This window comes from Rodentibacter sp. (genome assembly GCF_057314195.1).
Genome location: NZ_DBHLAM010000020.1, coordinates 1 through 19,546, shown reverse-complemented (window position 1 = coordinate 19,546; position 19,546 = coordinate 1). Strand labels below are relative to the sequence as shown.

Sequence of the window (19,546 nt, the reverse complement as noted above, 5' to 3'; positions counted from 1 at the left end):
GGGGCGTTTCAGTGTAAAATACGCGACTTATTGTAATCAAAAGTACGGTCAAAAAAAATGACAAATGAAAAATTGAAAATGTGGTGGGAAACTGCTCGTCCGAAAACCTTGCCGTTAGCCTTAGCCTCGATTTTTACCGGCTCGGCATTGGGCTATTGGGCTAATCCGCAAGGATTTAACAGCCCGGTCATGGCGTTTTGTTTACTTACTACGATTTTATTACAAGTGCTTTCTAACTTTGCCAACGACTACGGCGATCACCAAAAAGGTAGCGACACAGAGGACCGCATTGGACCGTTACGCGGCATTCAAAAAGGCGCCATTTCCGCGCAAGAGCTGAAATGGGGATTGATTTTTATGGTCATTGCCAGCTTTCTTTCCGGCAGCTTTTTAATCAGCATCGCCTATGAAAATCTTTCGGATTTATTGGCCTTTGCCGGATTGGGTATTTTAGCCATTATCGCTGCCATTACTTATACCGTCGGCGCAAAACCTTACGGTTATATGGGGCTGGGCGATATTTCCGTTCTCATGTTTTTCGGCTTACTCGGCGTGGGCGGCACTTATTATCTACAAACCCACAGTATTGACGGCCACATTATTCTGCCCGCTATCGGCTCCGGATTACTCGCCAGTGCGGTGCTAAATATCAACAACTTACGAGATATCGAACAAGACGCCCAAGCCGGTAAAAACACGTTAGCGGTACGTTTAGGTTCGCACAAAGGGCGTGTGTATCATTGTATTTTATTAACGGTTGCAGCTTTATGTTATTTAATTTTTACGCTGACCACGACCACTTCATGGATGAATTATTTATTTGTGCTTGCATTACCGTTACTCGCCAAACACGCGATTTTTGTATACCGCAGCAAAACGCCAAACGCATTGCGTCCGATGCTTGCACAAATGTCGATGATTTCGTTATTAATCAATATGTTATTTAGTTTAGGCTTGCTTATCGGCTAAATCGGCTTATACTAATCTGAGTTAAATTTCTGAACAAACTGGGGAAAATTTATGTTTATCGATACTTCAGAACTTTGTGATCTTTATGCGGATCAAGTAGATGTGGTGGAGCCTATTTTTTCAAGTTTCGGCGGCGTAAGCGCGTTTTACGGCAAAGTCACCACCATTAAATGCTTTGAAAATAATGGCTTAATCGCTGAAGTATTGGAAGAAAACGGCAAGGGGCGCGTGCTTGTGGTCGACGGCGGCGGTGCGGTTCGCCGTGGTTTGATAGATGCGGAATTAGCGCAACTTGCGGCGGATAACGGCTGGGAAGGTATTATTGTTTACGGTGCGGTACGCCAAATTCAACAGCTTGAAAATATTAATCTCGGTATTCACGCTCTTGCGCCGATTCCAGTGAGCGCTGATGAAAAAAATATCGGCGAAAGCGATATTCCGGTTAATTTCGGCGGCGTGACATTTTTCCCGGAAGACTATATTTATGCGGATCTCACCGGCATTATTCTTTCCCAAGAACCTCTGGATTTAGAAAATTTTGATAAAGAGTAAGCAATTCAAAAGTGCGATTAAAAACAACTGCGCCTTTTATCAAAATTAGGTAGCAATTACACAAAGCTAAAATGAGATCCTAAAACAGCACCGCATTGGAACGAATTTCAATGCGGTGCTGTTTTAGGAGGCTAACCCTACTTTACTCGGATGGTTTTGTGCATTTACTATGTAGTACCGAAATTTTTTGCGCTTGATCACACTTTTGAATTTTGCCCGTTGCAAGTCAATAACATTCCTTTAACATAAATTTCGTTCATCTGAGTAGCTAATGTGGAGGAACTTATGAACGAATTATCTTCACGCAAAAACCATAAAAATAGCATTATATTCATCGCAGATATCGTGCTGTTTTTCTTTTTATTGAAGTTTTTACCTTTCGCGCCTAAAGAAAACGCCGGTTTGGCTCTGCTCGGTTTTATCGCCGTACTTTGGTTAAGTGAAGCCCTACACGTTACTATCACCGCATTACTTGTGCCATTATTGGCAATTGCACTTAATCTCGTCACCACTAAACAAGCTTTAGCTACGTTTTCCGATCCGACTATTTTCTTATTCTTCGGCGGTTTTGCTTTAGCAACCGCATTACATATGCAAAAACTCGATAAAATGATTGCCAACAAAATTATGACTTTGGCTCAAGGTAATCTTTTGATCGCCGTAATTTATCTTTTCCTAATTACCGCTTTCCTTTCCATGTGGATGAGTAATACTGCCACCGCAGCCATGATGTTGCCACTCGCAATGGGAATTTTAAGCCGAATGGATCGCGAAAAAGAACATAATACTTACGTCTTCGTATTATTGGGGATTGCCTATAGTGCGAGTATCGGCGGTATGGGAACACTCGTTGGTAGCCCGCCAAATGCTATTGTAGCAAGTAATTTGCACCTTACATTCTCCGATTGGTTATGGTACGGACTACCTATTATGATCATTTTGATGCCATTAATGATCGGCACACTTTGGATTGTGTTCAAACCTAAATTAAATATGAAGTTTGAACAATCTTTTGAAAAAATCGAAATGAATCAACAACGTATTCTAACCCTTGTAATTTTTGGTTTTATTGCACTTTGTTGGATTTTCAGTGGACAAATTAATCCCTTAATTTCCGGTTTATTGGGATTACAAAAAAATATAGCCAGCTTTGATAGCGTAGTCGCATTACTTGCCGCAATTATTATCTGCTCAACCGGTGTCGCTAACTGGAAACAAATTCAAGAGAATACTGATTGGGGTGTATTAATGTTATTCGGCGGCGGTTTAACGTTAAGTGCGGTGTTAAAAGATTCCGGCGCTAGCAAAATTCTTGCTGACGGCATCGTTTTCTTAGTGCAAGACCAGCATTACTACTTAATCGGTTTATTAGTAGCAACCTTTATCATTTTCTTAACCGAATTTACGTCCAACACAGCGAGTGCTGCATTATTGGTACCAATCTTTATTTCTATTGCGCAATCTTTAGGCATTCCAGAAATCGGTTTAGCCCTAATTATCGGTTTAGGCGCTTCCTGTGCCTTCATGTTACCTGTAGCAACTCCGCCAAATGCCATTGTATTCGGAACAGGCTGTGTGGAACAAAAAGAAATGGTTCGTGCTGGCTTCGTATTAAATATTGTCTGCGTGCTCGTTATTGCCACAGTAGGCTACTTCTTCTGGTTAAATTAATTCTTTTTCTAAAAGAATTTTAATAAAATCCCATAAAAATATGTACTTTATCTGCATCCAATAAGTTGAAATCACAATCAACTTATTGGATGCAGATTTTTTATGGGGAAATATTGTCCTATTCAATAAAAGCAAAATGGTGCAAGAAAATAGGAAGAACAAACCGTACTCATTTAATTTACTACGAAAGAAAATGAGAAAATAATGTTCTGCGCTAAAATTTTACACCGTAATTTTTTCAGTCTAAAAAATTTTATTTACTAAAACCTATCATTTTCTTGGCACGTTTACTTATTACTCAGCGAAGTTTTAAAATTATATTCTAAAAATAATAAATTATTAGTTTTTTATCTTTATAGTTCCTCAGAGAAAGGAATCTTACCTCCTTTACTCAAGAATAAAATTCTATTATAAATAGCAGCCTCTGTTTCCTAGTTAATTTATAAGAGAAAATTTTATGAGTGAAGTTTCAAATCCAGTAGAAAAATCCACCTGGGCAAGTAAATTTGCCGCCTTAGGGCCGGGAATTGTGATGGCATCCGCTGCCGTCGGCGGCTCACATATTATCGCTTCCACCCAAGCGGGCGCGATTTACGGTTGGGAGTTGGTGAGCATTGTTATTCTTGCCAATTTATTTAAATATCCTTTCTTCCGTTTTGGCGTGCAATACACCCTTGATACCGGTAATACCTTGCTGGAAGGGTATCGCCAAAAAGGTAAATTCTATTTGTGGTTATTTCTGATTCTGAACATTTTTGCAACCGTAATTAACACAGCGGCGGTCGGTTTATTAACCGCAGCAATTTTAACCTTCATCACTCCGATTCCATTGCCTATGCCAGTATTGAGTTCATTGGTGATTCTTGTAACTACCGGAATTTTATTGTTAGGCAAATATCGCCTGCTGGACAGCTTATCTAAAATCATCATGATCGCCTTAACCATTACAACAGTCAGCGCCGTGGTGGTTGCCCTCATGCGTAACGGCATGCAAGGTGTCGCACCAGCAGATTTTGTTGCGCCTTCGCCATGGGAATTAGCAAATTTAGCATTTTTGGTAGCATTAATGGGTTGGATGCCGGCACCAATTGAAATTTCTGCCATTAACTCCATGTGGGTGGTGGCAAAACGTCGCTTGACCAAAGTTTCCTATCAGGACGGATTGTTTGACTTTAACGTAGGGTACATCGGCACGGCTATTTTAGCAGTTGTGTTCTTAGCGCTTGGTGCTTTGGTACAATTTGGTTCACCTGAAACCGTGGAAATGGTGGGCGGTAAATATATTGCACAACTTATCAATATGTATGCCAGCACGATTGGTGAATGGGCACGCTTACTGATTGCCGTGATTGCATTTATGTGTATGTTTGGCACCACAATTACCGTTATCGACGGCTATTCCCGTACCAACGTTGAATCCTTGCGTTTATTGCTCGGCAAACACGAGAGTTCGGTGAGAACCTTAAATATCGCGATGGTTTTGGCGGCATTATCCGGTTTGGCAATTATTTTCTACTTTAATAACGCCGTTGGCCCGATGTTAAAATTCGCGATGATCGCTTCCTTTGTTTCCGCACCAGTTTTCGCTTGGTTAAATTTATCCTTAACTATAAAAGCCAAACACAGCGTGAAAGGCGGATTATTGTGGTTATCCTTTATTGGCTTATTCTATTTAACCGCATTTGCTGCCTTATTTATTGCGCAACAAGCAGGTTGGTTAAGCTAAAAACGTCACCTAAATCGACCGCACTTTGAGATCCATTTTCAAAGTGCGGTTGTTTTTTATAGCATTTTATTAGCGAAAAATTTCCTAAATAAAGTAGGTATCTGGGTGAAATATAAAAATAATCAATCTGTACTGGTCGTTATTTATGCTCAAAATAGCGGTAGAGTTTTGATGCTTCAACGCCGTGATGATACCGATTTTTGGCAATCGGTCACCGGTTCCCTTGAACCCGGTGAGACACCAAAAGAAACTGCAATGCGTGAAGTTTGGGAAGAAGTGCGGTTAAAAATTTCGGAAAATTCGACCGAACTTTTTGATTGTAATAAAAGCGTAGAATTTGAAATTTTTCCGCATTTCCGCTATAAATACGCACCGAATGTGACCCATTGCCGAGAGCATTGGTTTCTGTTGCCGGTAGAACAGGAATTTATTCCTGAGTTAACCGAACATCTCGCTTTTCAATGGGTTTCGCCAACACAAGCAATTAAAATCACGAAATCCCCAAATAACGCAGAAGCGATAAGAAAATATTTACTCGATTTAACAAAATAGAAGGAAACAATATGGCAGGCCATAGTAAGTGGGCAAATATTAAACACCGCAAAGCAGCGCAAGATGCGCAACGCGGCAAAATTTTTACTAAATTAATTCGCGAATTAGTGACCGCAGCAAAAATTGGTGGCGGCGATGTCGGTTCTAACCCACGTTTACGTGCGGCGGTGGATAAAGCCTTAAGCAACAATATGACCCGCGATACGATCAATCGTGCTATTGAGCGCGGTGTGGGCGGCGGCGATGACACCAATATGGAAACCAAAATCTATGAAGGTTACGGCCCAGGCGGCACGGCAGTAATGGTGGAATGCTTAAGCGATAATGCCAACCGTACTATTTCCCAAGTACGCCCGAGTTTCACTAAATGTGGCGGTAACTTAGGAACAGAAGGTTCTGTCGGTTATTTATTCAGCAAAAAAGGGTTGATTTTAGTAAACCAGGCGGATGAAAACGCGCTAATGGAAGCTGCAATTGAAGCCGGAGCAGATGATGTTCAACCGCAAGATGATGGCTCTTTTGAAATTTATACCGCGTGGGAAGAATTAGGTTCCGTACGCGATGGCATTGAAGCTGCGGGATTTAAAGTGCAAGAAGCGGAAGTAACGATGATTCCGTCAACTACTGTGGATCTTGATCTTGAAACCGCACCGAAACTGCTTCGTTTAATTGATATGTTGGAAGACTGTGATGACGTGCAAAATGTCTATCACAACGGTGAAATTAGCGATGAAGTCGCTGCACAACTGTAATTATCTAATAAATGGGTAGGAAAGCTACCCATTTTTATTTAAAACCATGAACATTATTTTAGGCATTGACCCCGGTTCCCGTGTGACCGGTTATGGTGTGATTCAGCAGAATAGACGGCAGTTGGAATATCTTGGTAGTGGCACAATTCGCACCCAAGTAGAAGATTTGCCGACCCGCTTAAAACGAATTTATGCAGGCGTAACAGAAATTATTACGCAATTTCAACCGAATATGTTTGCCATTGAGCAGGTTTTCATGGCAAAAAATGCCGACTCAGCATTAAAGTTGGGACAAGCGCGTGGTACGGCGATAGTCGCGGCGGTGAATCATGATTTACCGGTGTTCGAATATGCGGCGCGCTTGGTGAAGCAAACTGTAGTCGGTATCGGTTCAGCAGATAAAGTTCAGGTACAGGAAATGGTCACCCGCATTCTTAAACTCTCCGACAAGCCGCAAGTCGACGCAGCCGATGCCTTGGCAATCGCCATTACCCACGCCCATTCCATACAACATTCTTTTCACGTTGCCGGTGCGGCAAGTCAACATAAAACACAGGAAAAATCGGCTACACTTTTGCAAACTCGATACAGTCGAGGTCGCTTCCGTTTAAAAATTTAACTGGATGTTCGTCCAGTTTTATTTTATTCTATGCAAAAATTTTTGCTTATGGATCGATTATGATTGGCCGTTTAAAAGGCATTCTGTTAGAAAAACTCCCTCCTGAAATTTTACTCGACGTACAAGGCGTGGGCTATGAGCTACTATTGCCAATGACGAGTTTCTATAATCTGCCTGAAACTGGGCAAGAAACCACTTTATTTACTCATCTTGTAGTGCGTGAAGATGCCCATTTGCTGTTTGGGTTTGCGCAAAAAACCGACCGCACTTTATTCCGCGAACTGATCAAAACCAACGGCGTTGGACCAAAACTGGCGTTAGCAATTTTGTCTGCCATGTCGGTGGAACAATTCACTTATGCGATTGAACACGAAGAATTGTCGAAATTAATTAAAATTCCCGGAGTAGGCAAGAAAACGGCAGAACGCTTATTAGTAGAATTAAAAGGCAAATTTAAAGGCTTGATACAAAACGATTTCTTCGTGGAAAACAGCCATATTTCAACATCGCTGACAGCACCGCATTCGGAAAGCGCAGCCGAAGAAGCAGTAGCCGCATTAATCGCGCTCGGTTATAAACCGACGGAGGCGGAAAAAATGGTAAAATGTGTGACGAAACCGGAATTAAGCCGTGAGCAATTAATTCGCGAAGCCTTAAAAACGGCTTTGTAATAGGGTAGCTTAATGATTGAAGTAGACAGAATTATTAGCGGTCAAGCGAAGCTTGATGAAGACGTAATTGATCGCGCTATTCGCCCGAAATTATTGGCAGATTATGTAGGGCAGCCACAGGTGTGCGAACAAATGGAGATTTTCATTAAAGCAGCAAAATTGCGTCAAGACGCGTTGGATCATTTGTTAATTTTCGGCCCGCCGGGATTAGGGAAAACGACGTTGGCGAATATTGTTGCTAATGAAATGGGCGTAAATATTCGCACCACATCCGGGCCTGTATTGGAAAAAGCGGGCGATTTGGCGGCGATGTTAACTAATCTTGAGCCACACGATGTATTGTTTATTGATGAAATTCACCGCCTTTCGCCGGCAATTGAAGAAGTGCTTTATCCGGCGATGGAGGATTATCAGCTGGATATTATGATCGGCGAAGGGCCGGCCGCACGCTCCATTAAATTAGATTTGCCACCGTTCACTCTTGTCGGTGCAACGACACGAGCCGGCTCGTTAACCTCACCGCTACGTGATCGTTTCGGTATCGTACAGCGCTTAGAATTTTACTCCGAAGAAGATTTAACCTCTATTGTGGCGAGAAGTGCAGCCTGTTTAAATCTGCAATTAGAACCTCAAGCGGCATTTGAAATTGCGCGTCGTTCTCGCGGTACACCGCGCATTGCTAATCGCTTACTGCGTCGCGTCCGTGATTATGCGGATGTAAAAAATAATGGAATTATTTCATATGCTCTATCCAAACAAGCGCTTTTGATGCTAGATGTGGATGATGCAGGGTTTGATTATTTAGACCGAAAATTACTGACCGCGCTGCTTGAACGCTTTGATGGCGGACCGGTAGGGCTGGATAATCTTGCAGCGGCAATCGGTGAAGAACGCGATACTATTGAAGATGTGTTGGAGCCTTATCTCATCCAACAAGGTTTTTTACAGCGTACACCGAGAGGACGCATTGCAACTTCGCAAACTTACCGTCATTTCGGTTTGCAAAAACTTACCGAAAATTCCGAGTAATCGCTTAATCAGTTATTGTTTCATTATCCTTGATAAGAACAGGGTTCAAATAGTAGGTAAAAATGTTAAAACGTAAAACTTTTTTAAAGAAAATGAAATCACGCGATATTTCATCATCACGCAATTTGCGTTTAAGACGTCTAAAACACCACAAACAAAAATTATTTGCACGCCACGAATTACAATTCGTGGTACAAGATATTTGCTGTTAAAGAAAAACCCCGATATACATCGGGGTTCTTTCTGCTTTTATTTCGCTGTCGGTACGACAAGTTCCGGTTCTGTCGGTTTCTTAACGTTACCGAACTGTTTGTCTTTGTTCGCGTCAATAATTTGTTGAGTTTGCTTTGCAAGCGTTTCTAAACCCATTTTTTGGTAAGCGTCACGCATTAAGAATAAACCTTCATAAGTGGCTTGCGCATCGGGATATTGTTGCAGCATTCCTACTACGCGGTTTGCCACAGCAACGTCTGCATTACGTTTGGCATAAAACTTTGCAATATCTAATTCATGACGTGCTAAAGAATCTTTGATATAAGCCATACGCGCTAGCGCGTCTTGCGAATACGGACTATTTGGGAAGGCTCGTACAAGACTTTGGAAATTCGCGAATGCGGTCTTCAGCGAGCTAGTCTCACGGGTTGCGCGATCGATACCGAAGAAATCTTGAATCGGATTATCCGCTGTCGCCGAATTCGTTAAACCCGCCATATATACCGCATAATCACGGTTTGGACTTTGCGGAAATTGATTTAAAAATTTATCGACAGTCACTAATACCGCCGTGTAATCTTGCGATTTATAATTCGCATAAATTAAGTCTAGCATCGCTTGCTCTTGATAAGTACTGCCAGGGAAACGCTCCGTAGCCGCATTCAAATAACGAATCGCTTCCGAATATCCTCCTTCTTGCAATGCGTTTGCGCCTTTGTTATAAAGTTCCTCCACCGAAGAATCTTCCACACTTTTATTGGCGCTTGAACATCCGACAATAAACACAGCCATCGCAAACACCACCAAAGATTTTATTTTACGCATTGTTTTTTCCTTAATTTTTACGAAAACTAATAAATAAGATACAATTGGCCGCCATTTTATAGAACATTGGAAAATAAGCCAACTTTTTCAAGTTATTGAGATAGATTTTATGCCGCAAATTACCCTTTCTGCTGAAGTTCAGCCCGGACAAATAGGGCAACGATTAGACCAAACTCTCGCCGAGTTGTTCCCCGAATATTCCCGTTCGCGTCTAAAAACCTGGATTGAAGCGGAACTTGTGAAAATAAATGGGCGCGTTGCTAATCTACCGCGCGAAAAAGTCCTCGGCGAGGAACAAATCGAAATCACTGTAGAAGTAGAAGATGAAACGCGTTTTGCACCTGAAAATATTCCGCTCAATATCGTTTACGAAGACGACGATATTTTAGTCATTAATAAACCGAAAGATCTGGTGGTACATCCAGGCGCCGGCAACCCAACCGGCACCGTACTAAATGCCTTGCTCTATCATTATCCGCCAATCGCGGAAGTTCCACGTGCAGGCATCGTGCATCGCTTAGACAAGGACACCACCGGTTTAATGGTGGTAGCGAAAACTATTCCGGCACAAACAAAATTAGTGCGCGAACTGCAAAAACGCAAAATCACCCGCGAATACGAAGCTGTGGCATCCGGCATTATGACGAAAGGCGGCACAGTAGAGCAACCGATGGCGCGCCATCCTACCAAACGTACACTGATGGCGGTACATCCGATGGGTAAACCAGCGATCACTCACTATCGCATTATGGAAAATTACCGCAACTACACACGTTTACGCCTACGTTTAGAAACCGGTCGAACCCATCAAATTCGTGTACATATGGCGCATATTGCCCATCCCTTATTAGGCGACCAAACTTACGGTGGACGCCCGCGCCCGCCGAAAAATGCCGATGAGCAATTTATGGAAGTATTGCGCAATTTCAAACGCCAAGCGCTACATGCCGTAATGTTGCGTTTAGCGCACCCCATCAGCGGAGAAATGATGGAATGGTACGCGCCGTTGCCGGAGGATTTTGTCGAATTGCTGAACGCATTAAAAACCGACTATATCAAACACAAAAGCGAATTGGATTATTAATATGCGCGCAGTTTTTCCAAATTGGCCGGCGCCACCCAATATCCAAGCCTTCACCACCACGCGCGTAGGCGGTGTCAGTGCGGTGCCATTCGACAGTTTCAATCTCGGCGATCACGTAGGCGATGAAGGAAATGCGGTAAAAACCAATCGCGCTTTGCTAGTAGAAAAATTCAATCTCCCACAAACACCACTATTTTTAACTCAAACTCACAGCACGCGTGTAATTCAACTGCCCTATTTCGGCAACAATTTGGCAGCCGATGCGACGTATACCAATCAACCAAACCAAGTTTGCGTTGTAATGAGCGCCGATTGCCTGCCGGTGCTTTTCACCAATAAACAAGGCACCGAAGTCGCTGCTGCTCATGCAGGCTGGCGAGGATTATGCGACGGCATATTGGAAGAAACGGTGAAATGCTTCCGAGCTCCAACACAAGATATTATTGCCTGGCTCGGCCCTGCTATAGGACCGACCGCATTCCAAGTGGAACGCAATGTCGTCGAACAGTTTGCGGCGTTCGATCTCTCAGCCAGCACCGCATTCAAGCCTGACCCGACACAAGAAGGCAAATATCTAGGCAACCTATACCAAATCGCCGAACAACGCCTCAATAAACTCGGCATCCGCAGAATCTTTGGTGGCCATCACTGCACCGTCAATGAAAAAGAATTGTTTTTTTCTTATCGAAGAGAAGGGAAAACAGGAAGAATGGCGAGCGTTATTTGGTTTAAGCCGTAAACTCAATATTAATTTACATGGCTTAGCCGTTGATGTAGACGAAAATTAACAAGGGACGATTTCTAGCTAGGTCGTCCTCTTCAAGAATTCGCCGAAACAGTCGATTTTACCGCTTAGCTAATTCACTGCTTCCAATGCGGTGTTGTTTTGACACTGCGATAATAACGCCGAACGCAATACGAAACAGCATATTTGTAAATATTATTGGCTAAATTTCTTGTTATTTTAGTGAAATAATCTTCGCTGTTTTTGGCTTTTTTTAATCTGTGCAATAAACATCAGCGTCAATACCATCACATACACCGCAAAAATAAATACCAACCATTGCACCATACTAATACCAAACAACGACCATTGACTGTCGTTACAACTGCCTGTAGGACCGAAAATACTCGGAAGCCATTTGTGCAGCGGCATCATTTCCGGAAAGTCCGGAACAACTTCGCATTGCTTCCATGGCGCCGGATTCATTTGTAAATCAAGATGGCGAACACTAATAAGCACCCCTTTTACTGCGCTAAATAACGCAAGTAGCAACGCGATTAAGCGCATAAAAAGAGCACTTGGCGCAAAAATACCGATAATGCCCGCAATAAATAAACCGGCTACGGCTAAACGTTCGTACACACAGAGCACGCAAGGTTGCAAGCCCATGCCGTATTGGAAATAAAGCGCGGTTAATTCTAGCGCTAAACTTGAACATGCCAGTAAAAACCAAGCGGAACGTTTTTCTGAAAATTGTTTAAATAATGCGAGCATTTTTTCTCCTTAGATCGGCAAAATTAGGCCTAAATTCGCAAACCAAACGGTAACCGACGGTAAAATAAATTCGATGGCAAATAAACCGACCAAAGATAATACAAGCGTGTAAGGTAAGGCCATATAAACCATTCTACCGTAAGAAAGGCGGATTAACGGTGCAAGGGAAGAAGTCAGCAAGAACAAGAACGCCGCTTGGCCGTTTGGAGTCGCCACGGACGGCAAATTTGTACCGGTATTGATGGCAACGGAAAGCAATTCGAATTGATGCGGTGCAATTACGCCGTTGGTTAATGCGTTTTTGGCTTCGTTAATGTAAACCGTCGCCACGAATACGTTATCGGAAATGGCTGATAACAAACCGTTAAATATATAGAATAACACGAGCTGTGTGCTTTCACTGGCGGATAAGACATAATGAATAATCGGCGCAAATAACTTTTGGTCGATAATAACTGCCACTACCGTAAAAAACACCACAAGTAATGCGGTGAACGGCAAGGATTCCTGGAAAGCTTTACCGATGGTATGTTCATCTGTTACGCCAGTGAATGCGGTGGCCAGAATAATAACGCTTAAACCGATTAAGCCGACGGCGGCTAAGTGGAAGGCCAAGCCTAAAATCAACCAAACCGCAATTAATATTTGAATGCCTAATTTAAGCTTGTCTTGTTTAGACATTTTGGCGGAATTGGCGTGGTCTAAATCTGCCAGGATTTTCCAAACGTCTTCAGGTAATTCTTCGCCATAACCGAAAATTTTAAATTTTTCGGTTAAGTAACAAGTCAGCAAACCACAAATAAATACAGGAATCGTCACCGGTGCCATACGGAAAAAGAACTCGATGAAATTCCATTTAGCTTGCTCGGCGATAATTAAGTTTTGCGGTTCGCCAACCATCGTCATCACACCACCCAATGCGGTGCCCACACCGGCATGCATCATTAAGCTGCGTAAGAAAGCCCGGAATTTTTCAAGGGTTTCATGGTTATTACCGATTTTATTATCATCGGCAATATCTACCGCATCTTTTAATGTGTGACCGGACGCCACTTTGTGATACACGCCGTAAAAGCCCATCGCCACGCTGATAATAACTGCAACCACAGTTAATGCGTCAAGAAACGCCGATAAAAACGCCGCGCTGAAACAAAATGCCAAAGAAAGCGCAATTTTTGAACGAATTTTAACGAGCAATTTGGTGAACACGAAAAGTAACAGTTGCTTCATAAAGAAAATTCCCGCCACCATAAACATTAAAAGCAGAATTACTTCAAAATTCGCCATAATTTCCGCTTTCACGTGCGTAGGGCTTGTCATATCAATAACGATGGCTTCAACTGCAAGTAAACCGCCCGGTTGTAACGGATAGCATTTTAATGCCATGGCAAGGGTGAAAATGAATTCGGCGACCAAAAGCCAACCGGCCAGAAAGGGACTTACAAAAAAGAAAATAATAGGGTTAATAATCAGAAAAGACACGATCGCAAGTTTATACCAATCCGGGCTCGCGCCAAGAAAGTTTTTCATAAATGCTTGTGTGTAAGTCATAAGTTACTCCTGTTTTTTTATTGTGCTCTCATTGTAATATAGAGAGCTTTAAAGGATAATACCGAAGATAAAGATTTACTATATAAATCGCTCTTTTTTGATCTTGTTAGACCTTCTCGCTACGGTTTATTCGTTATTTTTTATTATGAATAATATGGAAAGTACCATTTTAAAAGCACAAAGTCCTGCCGCACTGGCCGAAGAATATATCGTTAAAAGTATTTGGGATAATGTGTTTCCGGCAGGTACTCATTTACCTTCTGAGCGTGATCTTGCCGATAAAATCGGAGTGACTCGAACCACCTTGCGTGAAGTATTACAGCGTTTAGCACGCGACGGTTGGTTGACGATTCAACACGGTAAACCGACAAAAATAAATAATATTTGGGATACAGCAAGCCCGAGTATTATTGAAACCTTAATTACGCTCGATCAAAATTCCGCACCGCTGATTATTGACAACATGTTGTCGTTACGCAGCAAAATGTCGGAATCCTATATTTATGAAGCAGTAAAAAATTCGCCTCAGCAATCGGCAATGTTATTTCATGATTTAAACGAACTGAAAAATACGGCGAAAGATTACACCGAATTTGATTATCGTCTGTTTCGTCAATTTACCGTAGTCGCCAATAAACCCTTTTACCGCTTAATTTTCAATAGCCTGCAAGGGGTTTATCAACGTATCGGTTTATTATTTTTCAAAGAGCAAAAACACCGCGAATTAGCCAGACAATTCTATCTGGAAATGCAACAAATTTGTCAAACAGGCAACGCCAATGCGGTGGTGGAATGCATTCGTAAACATAATGCGCGTTCGGCAACCTATTGGCATTCGATTCTAGAACGTTTACCGCAAAATCTTTCCGATTAATTCCATCGCCCAAGATACGATTGCAATCAATATTGTTTTAAGTGGCCTGAAATTAAAATATCGTAAAGAATATCAACGATATGTCCTTAATTTTCTTATTAACCCATTTATGCACGCGCTTGAAATCAAAAATCTCATCAAAACTTATAGTACCGGTATCCAGGCAGTAAAAGGCATTGATCTTACCGTTGAACAAGGGGATTTTTATGCTTTACTTGGCCACAACGGCGCCGGAAAATCGACCATTATCGGCATTGTCAGCTCATTGGTGAACAAAACCTCCGGTTCGGTGAAAGTGTTCGGCTATGATTTAGACACGCAAAAAGCCCGACTAAAACAACAAATCGGCTTAGTACCGCAAGAGTTTAACTTCAACCAATTTGAAAAAGTCATTGATGTGCTCACTCAACAAGCGGGTTTTTACGGCGTTCCGTTGAAAGAAGCCCACCAACGTGCAGAAATATGGTTACAAAAACTCGATTTGTGGAAAAAACGTACCCATCTTATCCGCGAGCTTTCCGGCGGAATGAAACGCCGAGTAATGATCGCCCGCGCATTAATGCATGACCCTAAGTTGTTGATTCTAGACGAACCGACCGCCGGCGTGGATATCGAATTACGCCGATCTTTGTGGAATTTTTTACGTGAACTTAACGCACAAGGCACTACGATCATTTTAACCACCCATTATCTTGAGGAAGCGGAAAATCTCTGCCGCAATATCGGTATTATTCGACAGGGGAAATTAATCGAAAACACCTCAATGAAAGCATTATTGGCAAAGCTGGAAACGGAAGTTTTTATGCTAGATTTGCAAAATATCGCACGAAATACCGAATTTCATATCGACAATTACCCGTACCAATGGCTGGATGAAAACACGCTTGAAGTGGAAGTCAAACGCTCGCAAGGGCTCACCAACTTATTCACGCAACTCACCGCACAAAATATAGAAGTGTTGAGTATGCGAAATAAATCCAATCGTCTGGAAGAACTTTTCCTTAGAATAGCAAATTAATATGAATTTAATCGGATTCCTCACATTGGCCATGAAAGAATCCAAACGCGTGATTCGCATTTGGAAGCAAACTCTGGTGCCACCTGTGATCACTACTACACTTTACTTCTTGATTTTCGGGCAACTTATCGGTGCTCGTATCGGCGATATGCAGGGCGTAAGCTATATGCGGTTTATCGCGCCAGGATTAATGATGATGACGGCGATCAGTGCATCTTACGTCAACACCGCATCATCTTTTTTCTTGAGTAAATTCAATAAGACTTATGAGGAATTATTAGTATCGCCGCTTTCAAGCCATAACATCATTTGCGGCTATATCACCGGCAGCGTCTTACGGGGCGTATTGTCCGCCACTTTAGTGACATTGGTAACGCTATTTTTCATTACATTGAACGTTCATTCTTGGTGGATGATCTTTAGTACGTTGTTTCTCACCACAATGACTTTTTCACTTGGCGGATTAATTAACGCAATTTTTGCAAAAAACTTCGACGATGTGGGGCTTATCCCGACTTTCGTACTCACTCCGCTCACTTACCTAGGCGGCGTGTTTTATTCGATTTCGCTATTGCCGGATTTTTGGCAGTCAGTATCGAAATTTAACCCAATTGTTTATATGATTAGCGGCTTTCGTTACGGCTTTTTAGGTATCAGCGACGTGCCGATTTACTGTTCGTTTCTCGTCTTAAGTTCGCTAGTGATCGGCTTATATTGGCTCGCTTACGTCTTAATCGAAAAAGGCGTCGGCTTACGCGCCTAAATAAAAACTATCAAAAATTAAGCGTAATCACCTGCACGATTACTCGTAATTATGTAGCAATGCACAAAACCATTTGAATTAAGCATGAGTTTACATCAAACGACAGCACCGCATTGAAAGCAGCTCCAATGCGGTGCTATTTTGCAAGGGTAATTTTAGCGTTGTGCAACTGCTACATAATTTCGCGATTACTTACGATGTCGCTATTATTGGTCAAATCGGCCGTCAAAATCCCTTGGATTTTGTTAGCCTACTTTAAATGAAGACAAAACAGATTATGCGTATACCTCGAATTTATCACCCTGAATCACTTGAAAATCAAACCCAATGCCGACTTTCCGATGACGCTGCAAACCATGTTGGGCGTGTACTGCGTATGAGCGAAGGCGAACAAATCGAGCTTTTTGACGGCAGTAATCACATTTATCCGGCACGCATTACGGAAGCAGGCAAAAAAATTGTGAAAGCAGAAATTTTAGGGCGTGAATTCGTCGACAAAGAATCAAACTTGAAGATCCATTTAGGCCAAGTGATTTCGCGCGGTGATCGGATGGAATTTACCGTTCAGAAATCCGTCGAACTCGGCGTAAATGTGATTACACCATTGTGGTCAGAACGTTGCGGTGTGAAGTTAGAAACCGAACGCATGGATAAAAAAATTCAACAATGGCAAAAAATCGCTATCGCTGCTTGCGAACAATGCGGTCGCAATGCGGTGCCGAAAATACGTCCTATAATGAAATTGCAAGATTGGTGCGCAGAAAATGACGGTGCGCTGAAGTTGAATTTACATCCTCGCGCCCAATATTCCATTAAGACCTTGCCGAAAATTCCGCCCGAAGGCGTACGTTTGTTAATTGGATCAGAAGGTGGTTTATCGCCACAAGAAATTGCACAAACAGAACGGCAGGGGTTTGTCGAAATATTATTAGGAAAGCGTGTGTTACGCACGGAAACCGCCTCGCTGGCGGCAATCAGTGCATTACAAATTTATTTTGGAGACTTAGGCGAATGATGGATTTACAAGGACAATTTCTTATCGCAATGCCGCATTTAGATGATTATTTTCATCGCACTGTGGTTTTTATTTGCGAGCATAATGAGCAAGGATCAATGGGCATCGTAATTAATCAACCGACGGATTTAAGCATTGCTGAACTGTATTCTAAACTTAATTTTATGATGAAAAACGATCGCACTTTTGATGATGCGATGGTGGTTGCCGGCGGTCCGGTGCATATGGAACGCGGTTTTATCGTACATAAGAAAACCGCCAACGATTTTCAGCATAGTTACAAAATTACTGATGAACTTTCGCTGACTACTTCCGCCGATGTAGTAGATACGTTCGGTTCACTGCAGGCACCAGAAAAATATTTAGTGGCGCTTGGCTGCTCGAGCTGGGGAGCGGGCCAGTTGGAACAAGAAATCATGGATAATACATGGTTAGTAGTACCGTCCGATGAAAGCATTTTGTTCGACGCGCCTTATGAAGAACGCTATCTCGCGGCAAGCCAGTTACTCGGCATTAATTCGCACAATTTTGCCTGTGCGCAAGTGGGACATAGCTGATGAGCACCGCATTGGCTTTCGATTTCGGCACAAAAAGCATCGGTTGTGCCGTCGGACAAAATATTACTTGCACAGCACAAGCCTTACCTGCATTTAAAGCACAAGACGGTATTCCAAATTGGAACGAAATTGAAAAATGTCTGAAAGAATGGAAACCAAAGATCGTCATTGTGGGGTTACCGCTTAATATGGATGGCTCGGAACAAGAGCTCACCTTACGCGCTCGCAAATTTGGCAATCGTTTGAACGGGCGTTTCGGCATAAAAGTGGCGTTTCAAGATGAACGCTTGACCACTACTCAAGCCCGCAGCGAAATTTTTGAGCGCAGCGGTTTTCGCGCATTAAAAAAAGGCAAAGTGGACAGCATTTCCGCGTGTTTGATTTTGGAGAGTTGGTTTGAGGAGAACGGTTTTGATTGAATTGAGTTAAGGCCGGAAGAAAAACTCAATCCGTTTTTTAAATCTTGGATCGTTCTGAAATTTTGTTAAAACGACCCTTTCTACTGGCCAAAAAGAAAAGGCCACTTGACTAAGCTGCCTTGCGATTGCCAAGGGTACCGTCATCAATTATTTCTTTCGCGACGCCAATCACTTCTGCGATTTTATCGCCCTCTTTAAAGAACACAAAACCGCCATTTTCCATTTTCGTCCAAGGTTCGTCTTTGGTGAGCGGAAAGGTGGTGATAATAGTGACTTTGTCGCCATCCTTAGCATAATCATTGAAATCGATCACGCCGTCGTCGTCAATGCGGTGCGCCTTACCGAAAGGGGCTTTGCGTACCAGATAGTGCAAATTAGTAGAACAGTGAGCAATCATCCATTCGCCGTTAGACAAAATGAAATTAAACGTACCATGAGCGGCAAGTTCTTTACTCACTTCTTGAATCGCTTGAAAAATTTGCATTTCCGTCGGTTTTTTCTTAAAACGGCTTTTTAAGAATTCCGCCATATAACAAAATGCAGCCTCGGAATCTGTTGAACCGATCGGTTGACAAAAACTTTCCGACATATTCGGTAAATCTTTTAAGTTACCATTATGTGCGAATACCCAGTTTTCTCCCCAAATTTCACGGATAAACGGATGAGTATTTTCAATATTGACTGCGCCTTGTGTTGCTTTGCGAATATGAGCTATTACGTTGAGTGACTTAATTTTATATTGTTTTACACAATCGGCGATAGGTGAAAGTGAAGCAGGACGATTATCGCGAAAAATCCGCACGCCGCGACCTTCAAAAAAAGCGATACCGAAACCATCGGAATGACAATCCGTTAAACCAGCACGGCGACGAAAGCCTTCAAAAGAAAACACGATATCTGTCGGCGTATTACAATTCATACCGAGCAATTGACACATAAAATCCTTCTAAACGTAGTTCGTTTTATACCCCTATAAGATGTGTTGATTTAACACCATTACAAGAAGGATTTCAAGAAAAGTACAATACATTTTTTAGATGAAAATATTACATAAAATGGCATATCGTTATTTAGCAAAGAGTCTTTTCATTATTAACCCTAAATAACGTCATTATTGGGTAAATTATAGATGGAAAAAAGCCGCTAAATTTCTTTAGCGGCTTTTTAGAATTTGGCTCCTCCTGCGGG

The 19,546-nt window shown here is 42.2% G+C and carries 21 protein-coding genes; 17 read left to right on the top strand and 4 right to left on the bottom strand.

The window, feature by feature from the left end; genetic code table 11:
* The first annotated feature begins 57 nt into the window (after positions 1 to 57).
* From ACO59Y_RS01965 to ruvB, 9 genes are all read left to right on the top strand, one after another.
* On the top strand, positions 58 to 969 hold the full coding sequence (locus ACO59Y_RS01965) for a 1,4-dihydroxy-2-naphthoate polyprenyltransferase (RefSeq protein WP_486130172.1): 912 nt from the start codon (positions 58 to 60) through the stop codon (positions 967 to 969).
* Between the two features lie 51 nt (positions 970 to 1,020).
* Positions 1,021 to 1,521, top strand: coding sequence for a ribonuclease E activity regulator RraA (gene rraA, locus ACO59Y_RS01960; protein WP_486130170.1), 501 nt, complete (start codon positions 1,021 to 1,023; stop codon positions 1,519 to 1,521).
* 285 nt (positions 1,522 to 1,806) lie between these two features.
* Entirely contained in the window at positions 1,807 to 3,192 is a 1,386-nt protein-coding gene (locus ACO59Y_RS01955) for a DASS family sodium-coupled anion symporter (RefSeq protein WP_486130168.1), read from the top strand.
* A gap of 457 nt (positions 3,193 to 3,649) precedes the next feature.
* Positions 3,650 to 4,918: an NRAMP family divalent metal transporter gene (locus ACO59Y_RS01950; RefSeq protein WP_486130167.1), complete on the top strand. Its 1,269-nt coding sequence runs from the start codon at positions 3,650 to 3,652 to the stop codon at positions 4,916 to 4,918.
* A 105-nt stretch (positions 4,919 to 5,023) separates the two neighbouring features.
* Positions 5,024 to 5,470 carry a dihydroneopterin triphosphate diphosphatase gene (gene nudB, locus ACO59Y_RS01945; protein WP_486130165.1) on the top strand — a complete coding sequence of 149 codons (447 nt, stop codon included), beginning with the start codon at positions 5,024 to 5,026 and terminating at the stop codon, positions 5,468 to 5,470.
* A gap of 11 nt (positions 5,471 to 5,481) precedes the next feature.
* A complete protein-coding gene (locus tag ACO59Y_RS01940) occupies positions 5,482 to 6,222 on the top strand; it encodes a YebC/PmpR family DNA-binding transcriptional regulator (RefSeq protein ID WP_486130163.1) in 741 nt (246 codons plus the stop codon).
* Between the two features lie 46 nt (positions 6,223 to 6,268).
* The gene (gene ruvC / locus ACO59Y_RS01935) at positions 6,269 to 6,841 is read left to right on the top strand and encodes a crossover junction endodeoxyribonuclease RuvC (RefSeq protein WP_486130161.1); all 573 of its coding nucleotides are present in this window, start codon (positions 6,269 to 6,271) and stop codon (positions 6,839 to 6,841) included.
* A 59-nt stretch (positions 6,842 to 6,900) separates the two neighbouring features.
* Positions 6,901 to 7,512, top strand: coding sequence for a Holliday junction branch migration protein RuvA (ruvA, locus tag ACO59Y_RS01930; protein WP_486130159.1), 612 nt, complete (start codon positions 6,901 to 6,903; stop codon positions 7,510 to 7,512).
* Between the two features lie 12 nt (positions 7,513 to 7,524).
* On the top strand, positions 7,525 to 8,541 hold the full coding sequence (ruvB, locus tag ACO59Y_RS01925; RefSeq protein WP_486130157.1) for a Holliday junction branch migration DNA helicase RuvB: 1,017 nt from the start codon (positions 7,525 to 7,527) through the stop codon (positions 8,539 to 8,541).
* A 249-nt stretch (positions 8,542 to 8,790) separates the two neighbouring features.
* On the opposite strand, the gene ACO59Y_RS01920 is transcribed toward ruvB, so the two are convergent.
* Positions 8,791 to 9,579, bottom strand: a complete 789-nt coding sequence (locus tag ACO59Y_RS01920) for an outer membrane protein assembly factor BamD (RefSeq protein WP_486130155.1) — start codon at positions 9,577 to 9,579, stop codon at positions 8,791 to 8,793.
* 109 nt (positions 9,580 to 9,688) lie between these two features.
* Here ACO59Y_RS01920 and rluD point away from each other — a divergent pair, with 109 nt between their 5' ends.
* Positions 9,689 to 10,663 carry a 23S rRNA pseudouridine(1911/1915/1917) synthase RluD gene (gene rluD, locus ACO59Y_RS01915; protein ID WP_486130153.1) on the top strand — a complete coding sequence of 325 codons (975 nt, stop codon included), beginning with the start codon at positions 9,689 to 9,691 and terminating at the stop codon, positions 10,661 to 10,663.
* A 1-nt stretch (position 10,664) separates the two neighbouring features.
* Positions 10,665 to 11,402: a peptidoglycan editing factor PgeF gene (gene pgeF / locus ACO59Y_RS01910; RefSeq protein WP_486130151.1), complete on the top strand. Its 738-nt coding sequence runs from the start codon at positions 10,665 to 10,667 to the stop codon at positions 11,400 to 11,402.
* Positions 11,403 to 11,627: 225 nt separating this feature from the next.
* On the opposite strand, the gene dsbB is transcribed toward pgeF, so the two are convergent.
* A complete protein-coding gene (gene dsbB / locus ACO59Y_RS01905) occupies positions 11,628 to 12,161 on the bottom strand; it encodes a disulfide bond formation protein DsbB (protein ID WP_486130149.1) in 534 nt (177 codons plus the stop codon).
* A 9-nt stretch (positions 12,162 to 12,170) separates the two neighbouring features.
* Positions 12,171 to 13,712, bottom strand: a complete 1,542-nt coding sequence (gene nhaB / locus ACO59Y_RS01900) for a Na(+)/H(+) antiporter NhaB (protein ID WP_486130147.1) — start codon at positions 13,710 to 13,712, stop codon at positions 12,171 to 12,173.
* A gap of 154 nt (positions 13,713 to 13,866) precedes the next feature.
* Here nhaB and fadR point away from each other — a divergent pair, with 154 nt between their 5' ends.
* The 6 genes from fadR (at position 13,867) to ruvX (ending at position 18,358) form a co-directional block, all read left to right on the top strand.
* A complete protein-coding gene (gene fadR / locus ACO59Y_RS01895; RefSeq protein WP_373604350.1) occupies positions 13,867 to 14,586 on the top strand; it encodes a fatty acid metabolism transcriptional regulator FadR in 720 nt (239 codons plus the stop codon).
* A gap of 109 nt (positions 14,587 to 14,695) precedes the next feature.
* Positions 14,696 to 15,604 carry an ABC transporter ATP-binding protein gene (locus ACO59Y_RS01890; RefSeq protein WP_486130145.1) on the top strand — a complete coding sequence of 303 codons (909 nt, stop codon included), beginning with the start codon at positions 14,696 to 14,698 and terminating at the stop codon, positions 15,602 to 15,604.
* Position 15,605: 1 nt separating this feature from the next.
* A complete protein-coding gene (locus ACO59Y_RS01885; protein WP_486130143.1) occupies positions 15,606 to 16,367 on the top strand; it encodes an ABC transporter permease in 762 nt (253 codons plus the stop codon).
* 277 nt (positions 16,368 to 16,644) lie between these two features.
* Positions 16,645 to 17,382 carry a 16S rRNA (uracil(1498)-N(3))-methyltransferase gene (gene rsmE, locus ACO59Y_RS01880; RefSeq protein WP_486130262.1) on the top strand — a complete coding sequence of 246 codons (738 nt, stop codon included), beginning with the start codon at positions 16,645 to 16,647 and terminating at the stop codon, positions 17,380 to 17,382.
* The gene (locus tag ACO59Y_RS01875) at positions 17,379 to 17,939 is read left to right on the top strand and encodes a YqgE/AlgH family protein (protein ID WP_486130141.1); all 561 of its coding nucleotides are present in this window, start codon (positions 17,379 to 17,381) and stop codon (positions 17,937 to 17,939) included. The genes rsmE and ACO59Y_RS01875 overlap by 4 nt, the downstream gene beginning before the upstream one ends.
* On the top strand, positions 17,939 to 18,358 hold the full coding sequence (gene ruvX / locus ACO59Y_RS01870) for a Holliday junction resolvase RuvX (protein WP_486130139.1): 420 nt from the start codon (positions 17,939 to 17,941) through the stop codon (positions 18,356 to 18,358). The genes ACO59Y_RS01875 and ruvX overlap by 1 nt, the downstream gene beginning before the upstream one ends.
* 109 nt (positions 18,359 to 18,467) lie before the next feature.
* Here the strand turns inward: ruvX and ACO59Y_RS01865 are convergent, their stop codons facing one another.
* Positions 18,468 to 19,295: a class II glutamine amidotransferase gene (locus ACO59Y_RS01865; protein ID WP_486130137.1), complete on the bottom strand. Its 828-nt coding sequence runs from the start codon at positions 19,293 to 19,295 to the stop codon at positions 18,468 to 18,470.
* Positions 19,296 to 19,546 lie beyond the last annotated feature (251 nt).